Source organism: Azospirillum sp. A29 (genome assembly GCF_042604625.1).
GTDB classification, from domain to species: Bacteria; Pseudomonadota; Alphaproteobacteria; order Azospirillales; family Azospirillaceae; genus Azospirillum; species Azospirillum palustre.
The window spans coordinates 365,180-388,323 of record NZ_CP170466.1 but is presented as its reverse complement, the minus strand read 5'-3'; the positions used below and the strand labels follow the sequence as shown (position 1 = coordinate 388,323).

Here is a 23,144-nt window from a genome sequence, read left to right as displayed (position 1 = left end):
TCAGGGCCTTTCCATCAGGTGGCGGATGGTGCAGCCGGGGCGCAACAACGGCGCCGCGCCTGTGTTGTCGATCGAGCCGGCGTGCCGCACCGGCCAGGGCACACCGCCGGAACATACCACCGGAGAAGCATGGTTGCGCAGCGAGGGTAAATGACGGGTGTACGATACCCGCATTTTTCATCAAAAACACAAGAGTTGTGTCAGCATTGCGCCATGCGGCCTGTTGACTGCGGGGCGCGTTCCCTTCGCTCTTCGCATGTGCGATAAAAAATAGGAACGCTGACGATGGGAGAAACGCATGATCCGGAACGGCACCATCATTGCGTTGCGACACGGGCCGATGACTCTCACGGCGGCCCCCCACTGCGGTGGCTCGCTGGCGAGTTGGAGCCTGTCCACCCCCGATGGTCCGGTGGAGCTGTTCCGGCGGGCGTCCGACCGAGCGCTGACCGGCGATTTCGCCCCCGACATGGCCTGTTTTCCCCTGGTCCCCTTTTCCAACCGCATCGGCGGCGGCCGGTTCGTCTTCCAAGGGCGCGAGGTAAGACTGGCGACCGATCCCGGATCGCCGCACCGCATCCACGGCCATGGCTGGTCAATCCCGTGGAACGTCGAGGCTGTGACCGACGATGCCTTGCGGATGGGCTTCACCCACCAGGCGGACGATTGGCCCTGGTGCTATCGCGCGGCGCAGACCGTGGCGCTGGACGGCGAGGGCCTGACCGTCACCCTGGATCTCATCAACGAGGCCGACAGCGACATGCCGGCCGGATTGGGCCTGCACCCCTATTTCGTCAAGACGCCGGGCAGCCGGGTGACCGCCGATGTCGGCAGCGTGTGGGAGAATGACGAGACCATCCTGCCCTGCCGCAAGCGCCCGCTGCCCCCGGCCTGGGATTTCCGCCACGGCGTGACGATGGACCGTGTGGCGCTGGACAATGGCTTCACCGGTTGGAGCGGTTCGGCGACGCTCGACCGCCCGCAGGAGCGGCTGCGCCTGACCATGCTCGCCGACGGGCCGGCCGCTCACCTGATCGTCTATGCTCCGGCGGACGAGCCTTACCTGTGCCTGGAGCCGGTCACCCACATGACCGATGCGCTGAACCGCCAGCAGGAGCCCGATGCCGGCGTGATCGCCCTGCCGCCGGGCGAACGGCTATCCTTGACCGTCCGCTTCCTGCTGTCGCGGCTTTAGAGTGTGATCGCTTCAAGCGGAATCGCTTGAAGCGTGAATCACACGGAAAACCAAGAGGTTAGAGTCTGTCTGATGCTTCAATAAGCATCAGACAGACTCTAGCGGCAGCGCACGAATTCGGCGGCGAAGGTCGCCGGCGGCTGCATGCGCAGGACCAGCCGGTCGAGGCGCGGCGAATCGGCCGGCAACAGCCACAGGGTCGCCAGGGGTGCCGGTGTGCCTTCTGCCGGACCGGCGGGCAGGAGCGCCACGCCCCGGAGCGGATCGCCGTCGGCCGCCAGCGTGCCGTTCAGCGGAAACTGCGGCAGCCGCGCATCCACCGCGTGCAGGCCGCGGTCTGCCCCGATCTCCAGATAGGAGCTGCGGCAATCGTCGATGGCGGCGCGGTCGGTCGGATCGGCCTTGGCCCAGCGGCCGGCGAATGTCGACAGCGCCACCTTGCGGCTGAACGGCGGAATATGCGGCTCGGGTGCGTCGAACCGGCGGGCGGCGGCACCGGTGACGGACAGCGGCAGGTCGCCGACCGGATGCGAGCGCGCCTGACGCTCCGTCTCCAGCGCGGCCGTGCGCTGGCGAAGAACGCGCAACAGGCAATCGCTGCGGGTCTTGCTGGCCTTCGAGTCGGCAAGATCGGCCGCGGTCACCTGACAGGCCTCGTCCCGGCGTGCCCGCCAGACGGTCTGGGCATCCGCAATCGCCGCACGCCCGGTGTCGTCGGTGGTGGTCCCCAGCGCCGCCAGCGCGGCATCCATCGCCGCACTGGCTTCCGCAAGCTTCGGATCGCGGCACATCAGCTGCGCCACCGGGGTCTCCGCCGCTTCGCAGGCGGGCGCAGCCGGAGCCGCCGCTTCGGGCGACGGGGTATCCGCCGAAGCCGAAAGGGCGGGGACCGCGGTCATGACCGCGAGCAGGGAGCCGGCAGCCAGAAAACCGCCAACCAGGGACAGGGCGCGCATCGCAGGAAACCTTGGATGGGGAAACGGGACGTCACGAAGCGGGGAAAGCCTCCAGCACGGCCTTGACCTGACGCTGGAAATCTTGGTCGGTGCGATAGCGCGTCACGACCGACTTGTCACGCTCCACGAAAAACAGCATGTCGTCGCGGCTGGGCAGCATGCGCGAGTTGGGCTTGTCCAGCAGTTCGCCATTCCAGTCGACACGGGCCATGAAATAGACGGCTCGGGCGAACAGCATGAACAGCTTGTTGTCGGGCGCCAGCTTTTCCCGCCGGAGCAGAGCGAAATAGTAATAATTGCGGCCGTGGAAATAGCTGGTGTGGATGGCTTGCAACGCGGCGAAGCGCTCGTCGGGACTGTTGACCTTCTTGATCTGCTTTTCCAACCGGAAGCCGGCGAAAAAATACTCCCGCGCCTCATGCTCGAAGGAGAAGGGACTGCCTTTGATCAGCGCCATCTGCTCGCCGTAGCGCTTCAGCGCACGGGTCATCAGCAACTCAAGAAAACGCCGTTCCGCCGCATGTGTGTCGGGGATGTTCGGCAGCATCTCGAACACGTGGCGCAGGTGATAGGGATGGCGCACGACGACGATGGGAACCGACAGCTTCTTGCTCTTTGCCGGCGCCCGTTTCTCCGCAACCAGCGTGACGGCCGGCGACAGCGACGCCATCGTCGCCTGGATGGTGTCGTGCAGCTTCCAGCGCAGGCGGGTCTCCGCCGACTGGCTTCCCAGATTCATCCGGGCAAGAAACCGCTTCACCCGGCTGCCGAAGGTCTCTTTCGGCAGCTTGTGCGTCGGCAGGTTGGGCACGACCAGCGGGTTGCCGAGGATGTCGGCCGGAGGCGGCAGCGGCTTGAAATTGAAATATTTTCCGGTGACGACTCCCCGCCCGGCGCCGCCCGGACCCGCGTCGCCCATACCGCCGGAACCCCGGTTGCCGCCCGCTGATGAAAAAGCCGCCACCGACACCATCCAGACGCGAATCCCCGCCACAACGCCAGCCCGTTCGCTTAGGATATAAAGGGTAACGCGAACGGAAGAAAGCCGCAGCGCGCGTCACAGGCAACTTCGTGACTTTTTCGCAACTGCGGTAGGATCGGCGCCGGGGCACCCTGTCGGGGCGGATTTATCGGTGTTACCGTTGCGATGGCGACCCTGGGCCAAACCATGGCGCGAACATCATCGAACAGGCATGAGGCGGGGTTTTCAATGGCGATCCACGTCGCGCTGAACCACAAGACGATCTATCGCTACGACCGGCCGGTCTCCCTCGGCCCCCAGATCATCCGGCTGCGCCCGGCGCCCCATTGCCGGACACCGATCCTCAGCTATTCCCTGAAGGTCACGCCCAAGCAGCATTTCCTGAACTGGCAGCAGGACCCGCAATCGAATTTTCAGGCCCGATTCGTTTTCCCGGAAAAGACCCGCGAGTTCGTTGTCGAAGTCGATCTGGTCGCCGAGATCGCCGCGATCAACCCGTTCGACTTCTTCCTAGAGGAGAAGGCGAGCCACATCCCCTTCGCCTACGAGGACTGGCTGCAACGCGAGTTGCGCCCCTATCTGGAGACGGAGGAGCCGGGTCCGGAACTGGCCGCCTACCTGACCGACATCCCGCGGGACAAGACGCCGACCATCGACTTCCTGGTGGCGGTGAACCAGCGGCTTCAGCAGGACATCGGCTACGTCATCCGGCTGGAACCCGGCATCCAGAGCTGTGAGGAGACGCTGACCAAGCGCACCGGATCCTGCCGCGATTCGGCATGGCTGCTGGTGCAGATCCTGCGTCACCTGGGGCTCGCCACCCGCTTCGTCTCCGGCTATCTGATCCAGCTGACCGCCGACCAGAAGGCGCTGGACGGCCCGTCCGGTCCGGAAAGCGACTTCACCGACCTGCATGCCTGGGTGGAGGTGTTCCTTCCCGGTGCCGGCTGGGTCGGGCTGGATCCGACCTCCGGCCTGCTGGCGGGCGAAGGGCACATCCCGCTGGCCTGTACCCCCGATGCGTCTTCTGCCGCCCCCATCTCCGGCCTCGTCGATGAGGCGGAGGTCGAATTCGGCCACGAGATGTCGGTCACCCGCATCTACGAGGCGCCGCGCGTCACCAAGCCCTACAACCCGCAGCAATGGGCGGCCATCGAGGCGCTGGGCCACCGCGTCGACGAGGATCTGAAGGCCGAGGATGTCCGCCTGACCATGGGTGGCGAGCCGACCTTCGTATCCATTGACGACATGGACGGCGCCGAGTGGAACACGACGGCGCTCGGTCCGCAAAAGCGCAGGATGGCCGCCGACCTGATCCATCGGCTGATGGCGCGCTTCGCCCCCGGCGGGCTGCTGCATTTCGGCCAGGGCAAATGGTATCCCGGCGAATCGCTGCCGCGCTGGGCGATGACCGTCTATTGGCGCCGCGATGGCGGGGCGCTGTGGGCGAACAGCGACCTGCTGGCACGTGAGGACACCGATTACGGCCACACGGCGCAGGATGCCGGCGTCTTCCTGATGGCGCTGGCAAAGCGGCTGGGCCTCGACCCGAACCTCGTGCTCGGCGCCTATGAGGATCCCTGGCACTACCTGCGCAAGGAATCGCAGCTTCCCATCAATGTCGATCCGCTGAACAGCAAGCTGGAGGACAAGGAGGAGCGGGAGCGGCTGACCCGCGTTTTCACCCGCGGCCTGGCGGAGCCTGTGGGCTTCGTCATGCCGATCAACCGCCGCATGACCCAGCAGGGTCCGGTCTGGCTCTCCAGCACATGGCCGCTGCGCCAGGAAAAGCTGCTGCTGATCCCCGGTGACAGCCCGGTCGGCTACCGCCTGCCGCTGGGGTCGCTGCCCTGGGTGTCGAAGTCCGACTATCCCTATGCCTGGGAAACCGACCCGTTCGAGGATCGCGGCCCCTTGCCCCCGCATCCGGTGCAGCGCCGGCAGGAGATCCGCGGCGTCGTTCAGGAATCCGACCGTGGCGTCCACACGGACAAGCGGATCGCCCAACGCCAGCGCATCATGGCGGAAATCCGCGACGAACTGCCGGAGGACGGCAAGTCGGCTTGGTGGGTGGTGCGCACCGCCCTGAGCTGCGAGGCGCGCAACGGGCGCCTGCACCTGTTCATGCCGCCGATGAGCACGCTGGAAGACTATCTGGCGATGCTGGCGGAGATCGAGGCGACGGCGGTCGAGCTGGAGATGCCGGTGGTCATCGAAGGCTACCAGCCGCCAAAGGACCCGCGGCTGAACTCGCTGGCCGTCACCCCGGACCCCGGCGTGATCGAGGTGAATATCCACCCGGCCCACAGCTGGGACGATCTGGTGCGCAACACCATCACCCTCTACGAGGATGCGCGCCAGTCCCGCCTGGGGGCGGAGAAGTTCATGATCGACGGGCGCCATTGCGGCACCGGCGGCGGCAACCACGTTGTGATGGGCGGCGCCACCGCGGCCGACAGCCCCTTCCTGCGCCGCCCCGACCTGCTGCGCAGCCTGATCACCTACTGGCAGAACCACCCTGCCCTGTCCTACGTCTTCTCCGGCCTGTTCATCGGCCCGACCAGCCAGGCGCCGCGGGTGGACGAGGCGCGCGACGACCAGCTCTATGAGCTGGAGATCGCCTTCAACCAGATCGATCAGGCGGCGGCGAGCGGCAATTGCCCGCCCTGGCTGGTCGACCGGGTGCTGCGCAACCTGCTGGTCGACGTGCAGGGCAACACCCACCGGGCGGAGTTCTGCATCGACAAGCTCTATTCGCCGGACAGCTCCACCGGCCGCCTCGGGCTTGTCGAGTTCCGCGCCTTCGAGATGCCGCCGCATGCGGAGATGAGCCTGACCCAGCAGCTTCTGATGCGGGCGCTGGTCGCGCGCTTCTGGAAGCATCCCTACAAAGGCCGTCTGGTGCGCTGGGGCACCGAGCTTCACGACCGCTTCATGCTGCCGCACTTCCTCCAGCAGGACATGGCCGACGTGTTGCAGGATCTGCGCGACCATGGCTATCCGCTGGAGGACAGCTGGTTCGCGCCGCACTTCAACTTCCGCTTCCCGGTCTACGGCCATGTCAACCAGCGCGGCATCACCATGGAACTGCGCATGGCGCTGGAACCCTGGCACGTCCTGGGCGAGGAACCGGGCGGCGGCGGCACGGTGCGCTATGTCGACAGCTCGGTGGAGCGGGTGCAGGTCCGCGTCAGCGGCCTGATCGACGCCCGCCATGTCATCACCTGCAACGGCCGGCGCGTGCCGCTGATCCCGACCGGGGTGGAAGGCGAGTTCGTTGGCGGCGTGCGCTACCGCGCGTGGCAACCCCCCTCCTGCCTGCATCCGACGATCCCGGTCCACACCCCGCTGATCTTCGACATACTGGACAGCTGGGCCGGCCGGTCCATCGGCGGCTGCACCTATCACGTCATGCATCCGGGCGGGCGAAACTACGAGACCTTCCCGGTCAATGCCAACGAGGCGGAAGGGCGCCGTCTGGCCCGCTTCTTCCCCTTCGGCCACACCCCCGGCCCGATGGACAGCCCGGCGGAGGAACGCAACCCGCAATTCCCGATGACGCTGGATCTGCGGCGGGGCTGAGTCTCACCGATTCGACGGCGTCGGATCGGTCCGCAATTTCCGGCAAGCCGGAGCGTCGCCTTGCGCGGCGCTCCGGTTTTTTCGTTTCAGGACATCGGTCTGCGATCATCCATCAATGACAGGATCGCCACGGAATCTTTCCTCTTTCGGATGGATCCCAGGGCCACCAGCCTTGCATCGACGGGCGGGGACGTTCAGACTGTTGCTTCCTTCATAGGCAATACGCACCAGTCAGACCTTGTCCCAGCCCGATCAGCCATTCCGCGCGCCGGCATCCGTGGTCCCGTCCGGGATGCCGCCGGTCCCTTTCACCCAGGGATCGCTGTTCGGCGAGGCCGACGCCATCGGCTATGGCTCCGGACCGGTTTATGACGAGATGGTGAACGGCCAGGGCCGGCTGCGGCCGCACTGGCAGACCTTCATGAGTTCGCTGGGGCCGCTCGACTCCGAACAGATGGCGCAACGCTGGGAGGAGGCGCGGCGGCTTCTGCACCAGAACGGCGTCACCTACAACATCTACGGCGATCCCAACGGGATGGAGCGACCCTGGCCGCTCGACATGATGCCGCTGCTGCTGCCGGCCCATGAATGGAAGGCCATCGAATCGGGGCTGATCCAGCGGGCGTCGCTGCTGAACGCCATCCTGACCGACATCTATGGACCGCAGACGCTGACCCGCTATGGCCGATTGCCGCCGTCGGTGATCCATGCCGACCCGGGATTCCGCCGCGCGGTCCACGGCATCCGGGTTCCGAACGACGTCCATCTGCATTTCTACGCCGTCGATCTCGCCCGTGCGCCCGACGGTCGCTGGTGGGTGCTGTCCGACCGGACCCAGGCGCCGAGCGGCAGCGGCTATGCGCTGGAAAACCGCGCGGTGATCGCCAAGGTCCTACCCGACAGCTTCCGCCATTGCCAGGTGGAGCGGCTGAGCGGCTTCTTCGACACCTTTAAAGAAACGCTTTTCTCCATCGCACCGCGGACGAGCGCCGCCGGGCGATTGCCGCGCGTGGTGCTGCTGACCCCCGGCCCCTACAACGAAACCTATTTCGAGCATGTCTATCTCGCCCGCTATCTCGGTCTGACCCTGGTGGAAGGGGCGGATCTGACGGTGCGCGACCGGACGGTCTATCTGAAGACGCTGTCCGGGCTGGAGCAGGTGGACGTCATCCTGCGCCGGCTCGACGCCGATTTCGCCGACCCGCTGGAGATGCGCGCCGACAGTTCGCTCGGCGTTGCCGGGCTGATCGAGGCGGTTCGGGCCGGCACCGTCGTGATGGCCAACGCGCTCGGCTCCGGCCTGATGGAATCGATGGCGATGAAGTCGTCGCTGCCGACGCTGTGCCGCCACCTGCTGGGCGAAGAGCTGCGGCTGCCCGGCGTCGCCAGCTGGTGGTGCGGCAACGATGCGGAACGCGCCTACGTCATCGACCATCTCGACGGTCTGGTGATCAAGCCGGCCTTCCCGTCGCTGTCCTTCGAGCCGATCTTCGGCGCCCAGCTGTCGGCTGCCGAACGCTCTGCCCTGACCGAACGGATCAAGCGCCGCCCCTGGTATTTCGTGGCGCAGGAGCAGATGGCCCTCTCCACCGCTCCGGTCTGGCAGGACGGCCGGCTCCAACCGCGCCCGTTGGTGCTGCGCGTCTTCCTCTGCGCCACCCCCAGCGGCGGCTATGCGGTGATGCCCGGCGGCCTGACCCGCGTGTCCAGCGAATCGGGGCGGCTGGTCGTGTCGATGCAGAGCGGCGGCGGCAGCAAGGATACCTGGATCCTGGCGCCGCGGCGTGCCGACGTGGCATCCTGCCAGCCGCGCCCGTCGGCGCTGGCAATGGAGCCGACGGCCAGCGGTGCGCGTCCATCCGCCAACGACCTGCCCAGCCGCGTCGCCGACGGCCTCTATTGGCTCGGCCGCTATGCCGAACGGGCGGAAGGCGCGCTGCGTCTGCTGCGCGCGACGCAAAGCCGCCTGATCGACAGCAACATGCCGGGCGCCACCTTGCAGCAGCGCCCGCTGCTCGACCTGCTCGGTTCGCTCGGCATGATCCCGGCGGAACTGGCGCGGGTGACGGAAAGCGGAACCAGCCGCGGCCTGCGCGATGCGCTGCATGCGGCGGTGACGGACCCGGACCATCCCAACAGCCTGCGTGCCCAGGTGCTGAGGCTGCACCGCACCGCCTATTCGGTGCGCGACCGCCTGTCGATGGACATGTGGCGGGTGGTATCGGCAATCGACCGCCAGACCCAGCAGCCGAAGGGACGCATGGACGCGGCCTCGCTGCTGCTGCGGCTGGACGATGCGATGATCATGCTGGCCGCCTTCTCCGGCCTTGAACAGGACAGCATGACGCGGGGGGCCGGCTGGCGCTTCCTCGACATCGGCCGGCGGATCGAGCGGTCGCTGCATATGGTGGCGCTGATGCGCGGGGTCCATGTCGCCGACCTCGACCGCCAGGACGAACCGATGCAGGCCGCCACCCTGTCGGTGCTGCTGGAGCTGGGCGAGAGCGTGATGACCTATCGCGCCCGCCACCTGACCAGCGTGCTGCGCACGCCCGTGCTGGACCTGCTGCTGGGCGAGGAAGCCAACCCCCGCGCGCTGGCTTTCCAGTTGGCGGCACTCGATCGGCACATGCGGGCGCTGCCCAGCCAGGGCGTCGGCACCGGGACAGACCCGACCGGCGGCGCGCTGGCCATCGTCGCCGCCGCGCGCAACAGCCTGGAACGCACCGACGCCATGGCCTCCAGCGAAGCGCTGCGTACGCTGCTGGACACGCTGGCGATGACGCTGCCGGACGTGTCGAATTTCCTGGCTCACGCCTATTTCAGCCATGCCTTCGCAAGATCGGCCTGACGCGATGACGCCTCCGCCCTCCGCTCCCGCCAGCGGCGATCTTTCCGCCCGCTATCGCCTGCGCCACGCCACTGAGTACGACTACGGCGAGGATGTGCCGATCTCCCATCATCTGCTGCACCTGACCGCCCGGCCGCATCCGCGCCAGCGCATCCGGCGCAGCCTGCTGACCATCGACCCGGTCCCGGCTGTGCGGACGGAGCGGGTGGATTATTTCGGCAACACCGTCACCTACGTCGCCGTGCAGGAGCCGCACCGGACTTTCTCCGTCATCGCCGAAAGCGAGGTAGAAGTGTTCGATCCGCCAGCACTGGTGCCCGACGATTCGTCAGCGTGGGAGCATGTGCGCGACAGCCTGCGCGGCCTGACCGGGCCGGACGACGGTGCGGAGATCACGCAATACTGCTTCGACAGCGCGCTGGTCGCCTCCAGTCCAGAACTGCTGGACTATGTCCGGGTAAGCTTCACGCCGGGCCGTCCGGCGGTCGCGGCGGCCATCGACCTGATGAACCGCATCAACCACGAGTTCGCCTTCGATCCCACGGCCACCACGGTCGCGACTCCGCTGGCGTCGGTGATGCGCAACCGCCGAGGCGTCTGCCAGGACTTTGCCCATATCGCCGTCGGCTGCGCCCGCGCCATCGGACTGCCGGCACGCTATGTCTCGGGCTATCTGCGCACCCTGCCCCCGCCCGGTCAGCCGCGGCTGGTGGGTGCTGACGTCAGTCATGCCTGGGCCTCGGTCTGGTGCGGGGCGACCGCCGGCTGGCTCGACATCTGCCCGACCAACGCCTGCATCGCCAACCGAGACTTCATCACGATGGCCTGGGGACGCGATTACGACGACGTCAGCCCGGCCCGCGGCGTCCTGCTGGGCGGAGCCGGGCATGGCCTGACCGTCAGCGTGGACGTCGAGCCGCTGGAGGATTGAGGGGGAAACCTCAGGCTTCCGGCGGTATGCCCAGCATACGGTGCAGCGTGTTGCAGATGGTGCGCGGGTTTACCGGCTTGCTGAAGATCTCCAGCGGCTTCCAGCGCTCCTGCTTCAGGTCGCTGTCCTCCGTCAGGTAACCGGTCATCACCACCACCGGCAGGAAGGCGTCGCGTTCACGGATTTCCCGGATCAGCGTCTCGCCATCCATGCGCGGCATGCGCAGGTCGGTCACCAGCGCGTGAATTTGCTCGGTGGCATAGCGCTCCAGCGCTTCCACCCCATTGGCGGCGACGGTCACCCGGAAGCCTTTGAAGGACAGGAAGTCCTCCAGCGCCATGGCCGCCAGCACCTCGTCCTCCGCGATCAGGATATGAAACCGATCAGGCATGCGAGAACTCCCTGTCGACTGAGGAGACCGGCTGGCTCGGCAGCGTGATGGTGAAGCGGACGCCGCGGCCTCCACCCTCCAGATCGACGTTGCGCGCTTCGATCCGTCCACCCATGCCGTCGATGATTCCATAGCCGATCGACAGCCCAAGGCCGGATCCCTTGCCGACCTCCTTGGTGGTGAAGAAGGGATCGAATATCTGTGGCAGCACCGAGGGATCGATCCCGCCACCATCATCGGTCACCTGGATGACCACGCTATACCCGTCGGGATCGTCGCCGACCGCCACCATGATGCGTCCCGCCGCCCCACCCGTTGCACGAAGCGCGATGATCGCATCGCGCGCGTTCGAAAAGAGGTTGAGGATCACCTGCTCCAATTCAAGTGGCCGTCCGAATACCGCCAGTTGCGCCGACCAGCCTTTCTCGACGATCTCGATGTCTTCCTGTCGATATTGATGGCGGACAAGCTCGACCGCGCTCTGAACGCAATCGGCGGGATGGAAGGTCCGCATGCCGCCGCCATCCCGCCGCCCGAACATCCGGACATGGTCGATCAGCTTGCCCATGCGCTCGGTCTGCTCGATCACCAGCTTCAACGCCTTCTCCGCACGGGCGGGTTCGAGCAGATTGTCTTGGAGGCGAGTGAGGGTGTTTTCCGTCCACAGCCGGATGACGTTCAGCGGCTGGCTCATCTCGTGCGCCATGCCCGCAGCCAGCGTGCCGAGCGTCGCCAGTTTGGAGGTTTGGATCACCTCCTCCTGCAAGCGCTTGCGTTCGGTCACGTCGCGGCCGCTGCCGAGGATTTGGACAACCCGGCCGGCGGCATCCTTGACCGGCACCAACATGGTGTGGAAGACACGTTGGCCGGCCGGCATGTCCAGCGTCTCTTCGTAATCGATGGTTTTGCCGCTATCGCGGCAGGCGGTGTAGCGGGGGATGACCAGATCGGCCAGTTCCGGATTTACTGCATCGCGGACACGGCGGTCACGCAACTGATCGGGGTCCAGGCCGCCGATCCGTGCCAGTGCCGGGTTGATCGCCCCATAGGCGAAGTCACCGTCGGGAAGAACCTGGACGATGAACAGCGCCTCGCCGAGGTTGTTGAAGAAGCTAGAATAGCGGGTTTCCATCTCACGCCGGGTCGCCACCTCCAGCTCCAGGGCGCGGTTGCTCGCCTCGAGTTCCCGCGGGCTGGGCAGGGCCAGCAGGCGCGGCATCAACCACCAGAGCGCCGCCGCCGTCGCCAGCGAGGTGAAGGCGGTGATCAGCTTCACCAAGCCTTCGAGCACATAGTCGGGAGTCCACAAGGTCCAGACCGACAGGAAATGGGTGGTGCCGCAGGCGATGATGAAAAGCGCGAACAGCAGCGCCATCCAGCCGAAGGCCACGTCGCGGCGGCGGATCACGAAATAGATCAGGGCCACCGGGATCGAGAAATAGGACAGGCCGATCAGCACGTCCGACGCGACATGCAGCATCAGGATGTCGGGGCGCCAGAGCAGGCAGACCCCATGGGGCACGAAACCGCCGGTGTCCAGAAGCTCTTCCAATCCCACCGCCATGTCCGCCTCTTTTCCAACCGTGCCCGTCCGACGGAGGACGTTGATTATGTGTCGAAACCATCTGACACATCGGCACACGTTCCGCCACCGGACCGACTCCGTCAAGCCGTCAATCCGTTAGAGCAGGTCCGTGAGGTTTCTCTACTGAAAGGACGCCCGCTCCATGGCAACGGCCACGTGAGCGGGCGTTTGCGTCACGCGGCGGTGTGGACCTTGCGGTTCTGCTCGCGTGTCTTCAGGAAGCGCAGCGCCGGGAAATCCTCCTGCGCGCGGTTCAGGTGCCAGGCGTTGCGGGCGAGGAACACCAGCGCGCCGTCATGGTCCTCGGCCAGCGCCGAGCGGTTCAGCTCGATGAACTTTTCCAGCTGAACCTTGTCGTCGGTCTCGACCCAGCGGGCGGCGTCCAGCCCGGCTCCCTCGAATCGGGCGGCGATGCCGTATTCCGCCTCGATGCGCGAGGCCAGAACCTCGAACTGCAGCTGGCCGACGACACCGACGACCCAGTCGGCGCCGGTCAACGGCTTGAACACCTGCGAAGCGCCCTCTTCGGCGAAATGCTCCAGCGCCTTGCGCAGATGCTTGACCCGCATCGGGTCGTCGGGGCGCACGCGCTGCAGCAGCTCCGGCGCGAAGCTCGGCACGCCGGTGAAGCGCAGATCCTCGCCCTCCGTCAGCGTGTCGCCGATGCGCAGACTGCCATGGTTGGGGATGCCCATGATGTCGCCCGGCCACGCCTCTTCCGCCACCTCACGGTCGCGGGCGAGGAACAGCACGGCGTTGTTCACCGCCATCAACTTGCCGGAGCGGATGTGCTTCAGCTTGGCGCCGCGCTTGTACCGGCCGGAGCAGAGACGGACGAAGGCGATGCGGTCGCGGTGGTTCGGGTCCATGTTGGCCTGGACCTTGAACACGAAGCCGGTGACCTTCTCCTCGTCCGGTTCGACGGTGCGCGGATCGGCCGGCTGCGGGCGCGGCGGCGGGGCGTTCTCCGCCAGACCGGACAGCAGCTCGCGCACGCCGAAATTGTTGATGGCGGAGCCAAAATAGATCGGGGTCAGATGGCCGGCGCGATAGGCCTCCAGATCGAAGGCCGGCATCAGGCCGCGCGCCATCTCCACCTCTTCGCGCAGCTTGGCGACGGCGTGGGCGGGAAGCAGCTCGTCCAGACGGGGATCGTCCAGGCCGTTGCATTCGATGCCGTCGTCGATCTCGTCGCCCTTGCTGCGGTCCATTAGGATCAGCCGGTCGCGGATTAGGTCGTAGCAGCCCAGGAAGTCGCGACCCATGCCGATGGGCCAGCTGGCCGGCGTGACCTCCAGCGCCAGTGCGCTCTCGATCTCCGAGATCAGGTCGAAGGGATCGCGCGCCTCGCGGTCCATTTTGTTGCAGAAGGTGATGATCGGCACGTCGCGCAGACGGCAGACCTCGAACAGCTTCAGCGTCTGTGCCTCGATGCCCTTCGCGCCGTCGATCACCATCACCGCGCTGTCGACCGCGGTCAGCGTGCGGTAGGTGTCCTCCGAGAAATCCTCGTGGCCCGGCGTGTCGAGCAGGTTGAAGGTACGCCCGTCGAAATCGAATGTCATGACGGAGGCGGTCACCGAGATGCCGCGCTCGCGCTCCACCTTCATCCAGTCCGACTTGGCGCGCCGCTGCTCGCCGCGCGCCTTGACGGCACCGGCCATCTGGATGGCACCGCCGAACAGCAGCAGCTTTTCCGTGAGCGTGGTCTTACCGGCGTCGGGGTGCGCGATGATGGCGAAGGTCCGACGGCGGGAGACGGCGTCCTGAAGTTCGGACATGCGCAGAATCCCGTGACTTGAAGGCGTTATACGGTACGAACGGCGAAAGGGCCGACAGGCGAAACACGCCCGTCGGCCCCCGTCGCATTACATAGCAGTGCCGGCCCTGGGATTCCAGAGCCTTGGGATCGGCCCTGGGATCGGCCTTGGCCGTACGCCTTACAGCGCCAGCTCGGCGATCTGCACGGCGTTCAGGGCAGCCCCCTTCAGCAACTGGTCGCCGCAGACGAACAGGTCGAGGCCATGGTCGCCGAAGACGATGTTGTTGCGGATGCGGCCAACCTCGACGTCATACTGGCCGGTGGCGTTCAGCGGCATCGGGTAGGCGCCGTTGGCCGGATCGTCCACCACCTTCACGCCGGCGGCATCGGCCAGGACGGCACGGGCGGCGTCGGGCGTGACCGGCTGGATGGTCTCCAGCGTGATGGCCTCGGAATGGGCGCGGTAGGTCGGGATGCGGACGGCGGTGCAGCTGACCGGCAGATCCGGAACCTCCATGATCTTCCGCGTCTCCCACGTCACCTTCATCTCCTCCTTCGTGTAGCCGTTCTCCTGGAAGGCGTCGATCTGGGGGATCAGGTTGAAGGGGATCGGGTGGCGGAACACGCTGTTGGTGACCGGCTTGCCGTCCAGCTGGTTGCGCGTCTGCTCTTCCAGCTCGGCCATGCCCTCGGCGCCGGCGCCGCTGGTCGCCTGATAGGTGGAAACGATGGCGCGCTTTATGCCGAAGGCCTTGTGCAGCGGACCGAGCGCCACGACGGCGATGGCCGTGGTGCAGTTCGGGTTGGCGATCAGGCGCGACCCGGCGGCGTACGCCTCGCGGAAGACGTGGGCGTTGATTTCCGGAACGATCAGCGGGATGTCGGCGTCGTAGCGGAAGGCGGAGCTGTTGTCGATCACCAGCGCGCCGGCCGACGCCAGTTCCTTGGCATGCGCCTTGGCGAAATCGCCCGACACCGCCAGCAGGACAACGTCGTACCCCTTCACCACCGCGGCGTCGAAGGCCTTCAGGGTCAGGGTGCCATAGGGGGTCTCCTGAACCTTGCCGGCGGACCGCTCGGAGGCGAACAGGCCGAGTTCGGCGACCGGGAAGTTGCGGTCGTGAAGGACCTTGACCATCTCGCGGCCGACGGCGCCGGTGGCGCCGACCACGGCGACGCGGAGGGACTTGGAAGAAGCGGAGGCGTTGCTGCTGCTCATGGCGAGGTTCCGTCCTGTCTATCGCACTGTTGATCGGACCGGCCTATCGGTCGTTCGGACAGCGGACCCCGGATACGACGAGGCCCCGTCCGTTGTCCGGCGGGGCCTGCCTCGTGGAAGAAACGCTGGTCGATCCGATCAGCACGCACCACGACGCTGCCCGCCGAAGCGAGTCGCTTTTTTGGTCGTAGTGATGGTGATGGCCTTGCGGTTCATGACGCCTTTCTTATCCGAACGCGCAGGCATTGTAAAGCGCCTGCGCGTTCGCCCTTTCAGAAATTACCGGCTTTACCGGAACCCCTCGCCGTCATGGCTCGGCTTGACCGGGTGTACGTCCCAGATCTCGCCGGCATACTCGTTGACCGTACGGTCGGACGAGAACCAGCCCATGTTGGCGGTGTTCAGGATGGCCTTGCGGGTCCATTCCTCCGGGTCGCGGTACAGCTGCATCGCGGCGTCCTGCGCCCGGCAGTAATCGGCGAAGTCCGCCGTCACCAGGAAATGGTCGCCACCGTCGGTCAGCGCCTGGACGATGGGGTGGTAGCGGTTGCGGTCGTCCGGCGAGAAGGCGCCGGTCGAGATCATGTCGAGCGCCCGCTTCAGGCTGGGATTCGACGCGATCACCTCGCGCGGGTTGAAACCGCCGCTGGCGCGCAGGTCGTTCACCTCATCCGCGGTCATGCCGAAGATGAAGATGTTGTCCGCACCCACATGCTCGCGGATCTCGACGTTGGCGCCGTCCAGCGTGCCGATGGTCAGCGCGCCGTTCAGGGCCAGCTTCATGTTGCCGGTGCCCGACGCCTCCATGCCGGCGGTGGAGATCTGCTCCGACAGATCGGCGGCCGGAATGATGATCTCCGCCGCGGTCACATTGTAGTTCGGCAGCAGCACGACCTTCAGGTTGTCGTGCACCGACGGGTCGTGGTTCACCACCTTGGCGACGTCGTTGATCAGTTTGATGATCAGCTTGGCCATGTGATAGGAGGGCGCCGCCTTGCCGGCGAACACCTTGGTCACCGGGACCCAGCTGACCGTCGGGTTGTCGCGCATCTCGTTGTAGAGCGCGATGGTGTGCAGCACGTTCAGCAGCTGGCGCTTGTATTCGTGCATGCGCTTGACCTGCACGTCGAAAATGCTGTCGACCAGCACCTCCTCGCCGGTCTGGCGGGCGATGTAGGCGGCCAGACGCTTCTTGTTCTTGCGCTTGGCCCGGCGGAACTCCTCGCGGAACACCACATCGTCGGCCTTCTCGCGCAGCGCCGCGATCTGCGACAGGTCGGAGATCCAGCCCTCGCCGATGCGGGTGGTGATCAGCTCCGACAGGGCCGGGTTGGCCTGCTTCAGCCAGCGGCGCGGGGTGATGCCGTTGGTCTTGTTGTTGATGCGGTCCGGGAATTCCTCGTGGAAGTCGGCGAACACCGTCTGCTTCATTAGGTCGGTGTGCAGGGCCGACACGCCGTTGACCCTGTGCGAACCGAGGAAAGCGAGGTTGCCCATGCGCACGCGGCGCTCGCCGCGCTCGTCGATCAGCGACAGCCGCGACAGCTTGGCATTGTCCCCTGCCGCCTTCGCCTTGGTGCGGTTCAGGAACTTGGCATTGATCTCGTAGATGATCTGCATGTGGCGCGGCAGCACCCGCTCGATCATCCGCACCGGCCAAGCTTCCAGCGCCTCGGGCAGCAGGGTGTGGTTGGTGTAGGCGAAGGTGGCGCGGGTGATCTCCCACGCGTCGTCCCAACGCAGCGCATGCTGATCGACCAGCAGGCGCATCAGTTCGGCGATGCCGATGGCCGGGTGGGTGTCGTTCAGCTGGATCGCCGCCTTGTTGGGCAGGTTCTCGAAGGTGGAGTGATGCTGAAGGTAGCGGCGCAGGATGTCCTGCAAGGAGGCGGAGGTGAAGAAATACTCCTGCTTCAGCCGCAGCTCCTTGCCGGTCTCCGTCGCGTCGTTGGGATAGAGGACGCGGCTGAGATTTTCGGACAGGATCTTCTGCTCGACCGCCTTCATATAGGCGCCGTCGTTAAAGTGGCCGAAGTTGAAGTCGCGGGTGGCGCGGGCCGACCACAGGCGCAGCGTGTTGATCGTCTCGCCGCCGAATCCGACGACCGGCGTGTCATAGGCCATCGCCAGCACGCGGTCGGCATCGACCCAGCGGTAGGCGCGCTCGCCCACGCTGTCGCGGAACTCTTCGACGCGCCCGTAGAACTGGACCGGATACAGCACCTCCGGACGGGCGAATTCCCACGGGTTGCCGAATTGCAGCCACTGTTCGGGATACTCGACCTGCCAGCCGTTCTCGAAGCGCTGCTCGAACAGGCCAAACTCGTAGCGGATGCCATAGCCGTAGCCGGGCAGATTCTGGGAGGCCATGCTGTCGAGGAAACAGGCGGCCAGACGGCCGAGGCCGCCGTTGCCGAGCGCCGCGTCCGGCTCGGCGTCGACCACATCCTCCATCGACAGGCCGAGGCGGTCGAGCGCCTGACGGCACTCGTCCACGATGCCCAGGTTCGACAGGCTATTGGTCAGCAGGCGCCCGATCAGGAACTCCAGGGAAAGGTAATAAACGCGCTTGGCGTCTTCATGATAATAGCTGCGGGTCGTGTCCATCCAACGGTCGACGACGCGGTCGCGGACGGCCAGCGCCACGGTGTGGAACCAGTCGCGGCGCGTGGCGGCGCGTGCATCCTTGCCGACCGAATAAACCAGCCATTCCAGGAACGACCGTTTGAGGCCATCGACATCGAGGCTGCGGCGTTCGATGTCGCGAGATTTGAACCGAGCGTCCATGTCCTGACTTTCTGCGTGAAAGGCCAATAGGAGCGGGCGGCTGGAAGGACGGCGCTCCGTATATTGGGGAAGTGTCTGCCCTGTTGGTTAAGCAAAGCTTTCCCCAGATGGAACCTACCGTCGTTTCGCTGTGGTAAAAGGGAGTAGGTTGTCATCCCCTTCCCTATTTCCCATCAACGATGCGTCACGAATCCAATCCTGTCCACTGCGATGCAGCATGCATCGGCATCCGCCACGCCGAATCGGCCGATATTCCTGCGCTGCTGGCGATCGAGGAGCAGAGCTTCGCGACCGACCGGATGACGCAACGCAACTTCCGTTATGCGATCCGGCAAGCAAAAGGTGTGGTGCTTGTGGCATACCGCCAAGTACCGAAGGTGCAAGAAAGGCCGCCTTGCCATCAGCCCGGCGCCTATGGGGTCGTCGGATTCCATGCCGGGACGCCCTTCGCCCGGCTGACCTCCTTCGCCGTGGCCCCGGACAAACGTGGGCAGGGACTCGGCCGCAGCCTGCTTGCCGCCCTGGAGAAAGCCGCCGCCGACCATGGCTGCCGCGGCATGAGACTGGAGGTGCGGGCCGACAATGCAGCGGCAATCGCCCTCTACACCGCCGCCGGCTATCGCTGTTTCTCCACCTATCCAGATTATTACGAGGACGGAATGGCGGCGCTGCGCCTGGAAAAACTGCTGAGGCCCGGCCACTGACTGTTGCAGGTACGCACCGGCAGCCGCATTCGATGGTGGTAAGCCCGGCAAGCTGAGCCTGGACCGGAATCGCCGGATTCTGCCACTGATGTCACTCTTTCCGAATCCTGCGGTGGAACATCCCCGGCGCACGGCGCGTTTAGCTCCCGACACGATCAACGACGGGCAACAACGGGACCGCCTCAATGACGCCACCGCCGACCGGGTCGTTCCACAACACCCCGCAGACGCAGCCGACCCGCGTCAGATGACGGGCCGGCCCATGGGCACCCGGGAGACTATCCCCAGGATGCCCTCCAGGACGCCCTGAACGCTCAAGACCGAAAATGCACTGTCAGCCCTTCGAACCGGTGGCGCCGCCTTTGCGCACCGGAAAGCCCAACGCCGTCCCCGCTCCGCGCCCCGCCTGACCGCGACGGGCGCCGCCACCGACCAGGCCGGCGGGAGACGTGCACAGACCGTGGAGGAAGGAAAGACCATGGCGTACTCGTTCGAAAACGAACTGATCCGCTGCATGCCGAACCTGCAGCGCTATGCCTGCAAGCTGACCCGTGACGCCAACGCCGCAGAGGACCTGCTGCAGGACTGCCTGGCCCGCGCCTTGTCGCGCCAGCATCGTTTCGAACCCGGCACCAACATGCAGGCATGGCTGACCACCATGCTGAAGAACCTGCACTTCAACAACCTGCAGCGCGACCGCCATGTGACGAAGGTGGAACTGTGGGACGGCGCCATGTCGGTCGATGCGGCGCAGATGTCGCGACTGGTTTTCCGCGATGTCGACCGGGCCTTTTCCTCCCTCACTCCCAGCCAGCGCAAGGTCGTCAAGCTGGTCGCCATCGAAGGCCGACCCTATCAGGAAGCGGCAGAAACGCTGAACGTGTCGATCGGCACCATCCGCTCGCGCCTGTGCCGGGCGCGGGAACGGCTGAACAACCTGATGGCTGCCTGATCGACCGGAATTCCTCCACGTCAACGCTTCGTCCACGCCAAATCGGCCATGAGCGCCCTCCGCAGTCCGCTGCGGGGGGCGTTCGCGCTATGTGGGGCCTTTCCACGCCGGGTCCGGAAGACGCCCAGCGCAAGAGATAACCGGGGACGGCTCCGGTGCCGCTGGCATCGGAGCCGTCCGCCTGTCGTCCGTCAGCCATTCACCACGGTGCCGCCATTCGGGTGCAGCACCTGACCGGACATATAAGAAGAGTCATCGGATGCCAGGAACACATAAGCCGGCGCCACCTCGTCGGGTTGGCCGGCACGTTTCATCGGCACGTTGCTGCCGAACTTCTCCACCTTCTCCTCGTCGAAGGTGGAGGGGATCAGTGGAGTCCAGATCGGACCGGGCGCCACCGCATTGACGCGGATGCCGCGGTCGGCCAGCGACATCGACAGCGACCGGGTGAAAGCGACGATGGCCCCCTTGGTCGCGGAGTAGTCCAGCAATTCCGGACTGCCCTTATAGGCGGTGACCGATGTGGTGTTGATGATGCAAGCCCCCTCGTGCATGTGGGGCAGCGCGGCCTTCACCATATGGAATTGGCCGAAGATGTTGGTGCGGAAGGTGCGCTCCAACTGTTCGGCGGTAATGTCCTCAATCGATTTCTGTGGATGCTGTTCAGCCGCGTTGTTGATGACGATGTCGATGCGGCCATGCTCGCCGATGAGCTGCTCCACGGCCTTGCGGCAAATCTCCTCGTCGCCGACATCGCCGCTCAGGATGGTGCAGGGTTGACCTTCGGCTTCGACCAGCCGGCGGGTCTCGCGGGCGTCGTCATCCTCGTTCAGGTACAGGATACCGACCTTCGCACCCTCTCGCGCATACAGCACGGCGATGGCCCGGCCGATGCCGCTGTCGCCGCCAGTGATCAGCGCAACCTTGTCGTGCAGCTTGCCACTGCCGCGATAGCCGGGCCGGGTTTCCGACGGCTGCGGTACCATGGGACCCTGATGGCCGGGCCGGGTGTCCTGATGCTGAGGCGGCTGCCTGCTTTCCTGTTGAGCCATGGGCATTCTCCTTGGTTGGCAAGCCATTCGTGCGCGAATGAAATGAGTTGCACATTCACAACAACCCCCAATGCACGGCGTTCCTCACAGAAGAGCGCCGGAACAATCGGCGACATTGCCTTGTTACTTGGCCGGGCGACGCGAAAGAGGATGGCAGTGCCGGATTGCTCGTCTCGAAAGTGAGCAATGATCGCGCCGTTTGTCGGACTGGTATGGCCGAGGATCATGCCCATAAGATGGGCCAGGTGTCCTTTCGGCCGAGCCGTCCGCCAGCGGTAGAGCCACCGGACGTGTCACGGTTGATCGTGTCCCAGGGGAGACCCCCGGCGACCCATCCGGGAACGACAGAGATGAAGCGTGTAACGATGACCGATATAAACGCCTATCTGGACGGCGCCCTGGACGAGCGGGAGCGTGCCGAATTCGAGAGCGTGGTCGAGAGCGATCCCGACGCAAAGGCGCTGCTCGCTCAGCATCGCCAGCATGTCGAGGAGCTTCATCGCCTTTACGACCCGGTCCTGAGCGAAGAGGTGCCTCTCCGAATGCTGGAGCTGCTGCGCAAGCGGAACGGCTGACGGTCCTCCGGGCGCCCGCGTTATTTTCTCTCCGTCCGGCCGCACATTGCGTTATTGCATGCGGCAGGCCCATCTTTGGGGGAAGGGCCGGTTCGGACGGATGAAGCATGGCACCCAGACGAGCGGAGCCGAGCATCCTGCTCGGCCCGATCCTGTACTTCCGCGGGGAGCAGCGCGACCGCTGGTGGCTATCGGCGCTGTTCGTTCTGGATGGGGACGTCGAGCCCGACGATCTGCGGGTGGACGGCGTCACCCTGCCCGTCCCGCCGCGTCACCTGATGGTCTGGCGCCGCCGCCAAGTCTGGCGCTTCGACTTCGCCGTTCCCCGCGGCATGCGCGACACCGATGTCACATACGGCTTTCCTGACGGTCCCCGCTGGAACGTGATCGTTCCGGGCCGTCATTCATTTCCCCGCCTCGCTATTCTTTACGGAAGCGGAATGAGTGGAGAAGCCGGTCCCGACGCCGCTGCGCCGACCGCTCTCTGGCCCGACCTGATCTCCCGGCATGCCGCCGACCGCTATCACCTGTTGGTTCAGGCGGGCGGGCAGATCAATGGCGACGCGGTGATGTCAGCCTCCGCCCAGGCCCGCGGCTTGCTGACGGATGCCTCGCGGCGGCTCGGCCCCGCCCTGCCCGGCGTGGCGGAGGAACTGATGACCGCCGGCTTCGACCGGATGCTGCGGGTTTGGAGCGGTGCCGCCGTGGCCTCGGCGCTGGCTTCCATCCCGTCGGTGATGATGTGGGACGGCGCCGATCTCGGCCGTTTGCTGGCCGGCGCCTGGAGCAGCCGGGAGGAGGGTGACGCCACGTCGCGCAGCCTGCGTCCGCTGCTGATGGCGGTGAGGCGTCAGGTCCAGCTGTTCCAGACCGGGTCGGTGGCGGACACCCCGCCGGATTGCCTGTGGGGGTCCGCCTGCGGAACGCTGGCGCAGGGCTTCGTCCTGGGCGAAGCCGGACTTCTTGCGCTCGATCTCTGGACCGACCGCAACAGCCGGCGCCTGCTGTCCGAACGGGACTGGAGCCTGCTGTCCGATTGGCTCGACCGCTTTGCCGGATGCCGGCATCTGATCCTGGTCAGCGGTGGGCCGCTCCTGTCCCCGGCCGCCGCCTTGCTCGACCGCCTGGGAAGCGCAATTCCGGCCCGGATGCGCAACCGACTGGACGGCCGGCTGCGGGGCCGGCTGGGGGACCGTTTGTCGTCGGCCGGACGCCATGCCGATTGGGAGAGGATGCTGCGCACCCTGGGCGATTTTTCCCGGCGCAGCGGCTGCCGGATCACCATCGCGTCCCGAGGCTTGGCAGACGGAGCGGGAGCGCGGGGAGTGCTGCGCGGCGGTGGGCTGGAGATGTGGCAGCTCTATACCCCCACTTTCACCGCGACCGGCCGGCCGGCCGGCTGGTTGTCGCGGCTGGCGGAGCCGCTGGCAATCCGCCCCGATCATCCCCTGCCCGCCCACCGGTTCGAGATGCCGCCCTTTGCGGGAAACGGGCGACGCCTGCTGCGGGGGGCCGGATGGATCGCGTGCAGCTTCGATGCAAAGGGTCAACTGCATGCCCGCTGGTGCCTGCCCGGCGATGGCGGTCGTTACACCCAGGCCATCTGAAAGGGCAATCCGC

At 66.0% G+C, this 23,144-nt stretch carries 16 protein-coding genes; 8 read left to right on the top strand and 8 right to left on the bottom strand.

The window, feature by feature from the left end; genetic code table 11:
- Window positions 1–298 precede the first annotated feature (298 nt).
- Window positions 299–1,195 carry an aldose 1-epimerase gene (locus ABNQ38_RS16645; protein WP_377809362.1) on the top strand — a complete coding sequence of 299 codons (897 nt, stop codon included), beginning with the start codon at window positions 299–301 and terminating at the stop codon, window positions 1,193–1,195.
- Between the two features lie 98 nt (window positions 1,196–1,293).
- On the opposite strand, the gene ABNQ38_RS16640 is transcribed toward ABNQ38_RS16645, so the two are convergent.
- Window positions 1,294–2,151, bottom strand: a complete 858-nt coding sequence (locus ABNQ38_RS16640) for a lysozyme inhibitor LprI family protein (protein ID WP_377809361.1) — start codon at window positions 2,149–2,151, stop codon at window positions 1,294–1,296.
- Between the two features lie 31 nt (window positions 2,152–2,182).
- A complete protein-coding gene (locus ABNQ38_RS16635) occupies window positions 2,183–3,070 on the bottom strand; it encodes a hypothetical protein (RefSeq protein WP_377809360.1) in 888 nt (295 codons plus the stop codon).
- A 291-nt stretch (window positions 3,071–3,361) separates the two neighbouring features.
- Here ABNQ38_RS16635 and ABNQ38_RS16630 point away from each other — a divergent pair, with 291 nt between their 5' ends.
- From ABNQ38_RS16630 to ABNQ38_RS16620, 3 genes are all read left to right on the top strand, one after another.
- Complete coding sequence (locus ABNQ38_RS16630; protein WP_377809359.1) at window positions 3,362–6,715, top strand: DUF2126 domain-containing protein; 3,354 nt, start codon at window positions 3,362–3,364, stop codon at window positions 6,713–6,715.
- Between the two features lie 292 nt (window positions 6,716–7,007).
- Window positions 7,008–9,566, top strand: a complete 2,559-nt coding sequence (locus ABNQ38_RS16625; RefSeq protein ID WP_377809358.1) for a circularly permuted type 2 ATP-grasp protein — start codon at window positions 7,008–7,010, stop codon at window positions 9,564–9,566.
- A 4-nt stretch (window positions 9,567–9,570) separates the two neighbouring features.
- A complete protein-coding gene (locus tag ABNQ38_RS16620) occupies window positions 9,571–10,497 on the top strand; it encodes a transglutaminase N-terminal domain-containing protein (protein WP_377809357.1) in 927 nt (308 codons plus the stop codon).
- 10 nt (window positions 10,498–10,507) lie between these two features.
- Here the strand turns inward: ABNQ38_RS16620 and ABNQ38_RS16615 are convergent, their stop codons facing one another.
- The 5 genes from ABNQ38_RS16615 to ABNQ38_RS16595 form a co-directional block, all read right to left on the bottom strand.
- Window positions 10,508–10,888, bottom strand: a complete 381-nt coding sequence (locus ABNQ38_RS16615) for a response regulator (protein ID WP_377809356.1) — start codon at window positions 10,886–10,888, stop codon at window positions 10,508–10,510.
- Window positions 10,881–12,452, bottom strand: coding sequence for an ATP-binding protein (locus tag ABNQ38_RS16610; RefSeq protein WP_377809355.1), 1,572 nt, complete (start codon window positions 12,450–12,452; stop codon window positions 10,881–10,883). Before ABNQ38_RS16610 ends, ABNQ38_RS16615 begins: the two co-directional genes overlap by 8 nt.
- Window positions 12,453–12,646: 194 nt before the next feature.
- Entirely contained in the window at window positions 12,647–14,254 is a 1,608-nt protein-coding gene (locus ABNQ38_RS16605; protein ID WP_377809354.1) for a peptide chain release factor 3, read from the bottom strand.
- A 159-nt stretch (window positions 14,255–14,413) separates the two neighbouring features.
- Entirely contained in the window at window positions 14,414–15,454 is a 1,041-nt protein-coding gene (locus tag ABNQ38_RS16600; protein ID WP_377809353.1) for an aspartate-semialdehyde dehydrogenase, read from the bottom strand.
- A 288-nt stretch (window positions 15,455–15,742) separates the two neighbouring features.
- Window positions 15,743–18,241 carry a glycogen/starch/alpha-glucan phosphorylase gene (locus tag ABNQ38_RS16595; RefSeq protein WP_377809352.1) on the bottom strand — a complete coding sequence of 833 codons (2,499 nt, stop codon included), beginning with the start codon at window positions 18,239–18,241 and terminating at the stop codon, window positions 15,743–15,745.
- Between the two features lie 179 nt (window positions 18,242–18,420).
- Between ABNQ38_RS16595 and ABNQ38_RS16590 the strand changes: the two genes are divergently transcribed.
- On the top strand, window positions 18,421–18,945 hold the full coding sequence (locus ABNQ38_RS16590; RefSeq protein ID WP_377809351.1) for a GNAT family N-acetyltransferase: 525 nt from the start codon (window positions 18,421–18,423) through the stop codon (window positions 18,943–18,945).
- Window positions 18,946–19,423: 478 nt separating this feature from the next.
- Window positions 19,424–19,897 (top strand): sigma-70 family RNA polymerase sigma factor, encoded by a 474-nt coding sequence (locus tag ABNQ38_RS16585; RefSeq protein WP_042695558.1) that lies wholly within the window; start codon window positions 19,424–19,426, stop codon window positions 19,895–19,897.
- 191 nt (window positions 19,898–20,088) lie between these two features.
- On the opposite strand, the gene ABNQ38_RS16580 is transcribed toward ABNQ38_RS16585, so the two are convergent.
- Complete coding sequence (locus tag ABNQ38_RS16580) at window positions 20,089–20,955, bottom strand: SDR family oxidoreductase (protein ID WP_377809350.1); 867 nt, start codon at window positions 20,953–20,955, stop codon at window positions 20,089–20,091.
- 359 nt (window positions 20,956–21,314) lie between these two features.
- Between ABNQ38_RS16580 and ABNQ38_RS16575 the strand changes: the two genes are divergently transcribed.
- Together ABNQ38_RS16575 and ABNQ38_RS16570 are read left to right on the top strand one after the other, a co-directional pair.
- Complete coding sequence (locus tag ABNQ38_RS16575) at window positions 21,315–21,524, top strand: anti-sigma factor family protein (RefSeq protein ID WP_377809349.1); 210 nt, start codon at window positions 21,315–21,317, stop codon at window positions 21,522–21,524.
- 107 nt (window positions 21,525–21,631) lie between these two features.
- Window positions 21,632–23,131 carry a hypothetical protein gene (locus ABNQ38_RS16570; protein ID WP_377809348.1) on the top strand — a complete coding sequence of 500 codons (1,500 nt, stop codon included), beginning with the start codon at window positions 21,632–21,634 and terminating at the stop codon, window positions 23,129–23,131.
- Window positions 23,132–23,144: the final 13 nt, after the last annotated feature.

Bases quoted from the DNA above. Each gene is read 5' to 3' on its own strand.
- ABNQ38_RS16645 (WP_377809362.1), top strand. From the start codon at position 299: ATGATCCGGAACGGCACCATCATTGCGTTGCGACACGGGCCGATGACT.
- ABNQ38_RS16640 (WP_377809361.1), bottom strand. From the start codon at position 2,151: ATGCGCGCCCTGTCCCTGGTTGGCGGTTTTCTGGCTGCCGGCTCCCTG.
- ABNQ38_RS16635 (WP_377809360.1), bottom strand. From the start codon at position 3,070: ATGGGCGACGCGGGTCCGGGCGGCGCCGGGCGGGGAGTCGTCACCGGA.
- ABNQ38_RS16630 (WP_377809359.1), top strand. From the start codon at position 3,362: ATGGCGATCCACGTCGCGCTGAACCACAAGACGATCTATCGCTACGAC.
- ABNQ38_RS16625 (WP_377809358.1), top strand. From the start codon at position 7,008: ATGCCGCCGGTCCCTTTCACCCAGGGATCGCTGTTCGGCGAGGCCGAC.
- ABNQ38_RS16620 (WP_377809357.1), top strand. From the start codon at position 9,571: ATGACGCCTCCGCCCTCCGCTCCCGCCAGCGGCGATCTTTCCGCCCGC.
- ABNQ38_RS16615 (WP_377809356.1), bottom strand. From the start codon at position 10,888: ATGCCTGATCGGTTTCATATCCTGATCGCGGAGGACGAGGTGCTGGCG.
- ABNQ38_RS16610 (WP_377809355.1), bottom strand. From the start codon at position 12,452: ATGGCGGTGGGATTGGAAGAGCTTCTGGACACCGGCGGTTTCGTGCCC.
- ABNQ38_RS16605 (WP_377809354.1), bottom strand. From the start codon at position 14,254: ATGTCCGAACTTCAGGACGCCGTCTCCCGCCGTCGGACCTTCGCCATC.
- ABNQ38_RS16600 (WP_377809353.1), bottom strand. From the start codon at position 15,454: ATGAGCAGCAGCAACGCCTCCGCTTCTTCCAAGTCCCTCCGCGTCGCC.
- ABNQ38_RS16595 (WP_377809352.1), bottom strand. From the start codon at position 18,241: ATGGACGCTCGGTTCAAATCTCGCGACATCGAACGCCGCAGCCTCGAT.
- ABNQ38_RS16590 (WP_377809351.1), top strand. From the start codon at position 18,421: ATGCGTCACGAATCCAATCCTGTCCACTGCGATGCAGCATGCATCGGC.
- ABNQ38_RS16585 (WP_042695558.1), top strand. From the start codon at position 19,424: ATGGCGTACTCGTTCGAAAACGAACTGATCCGCTGCATGCCGAACCTG.
- ABNQ38_RS16580 (WP_377809350.1), bottom strand. From the start codon at position 20,955: ATGCCCATGGCTCAACAGGAAAGCAGGCAGCCGCCTCAGCATCAGGAC.
- ABNQ38_RS16575 (WP_377809349.1), top strand. From the start codon at position 21,315: ATGACCGATATAAACGCCTATCTGGACGGCGCCCTGGACGAGCGGGAG.
- ABNQ38_RS16570 (WP_377809348.1), top strand. From the start codon at position 21,632: ATGGCACCCAGACGAGCGGAGCCGAGCATCCTGCTCGGCCCGATCCTG.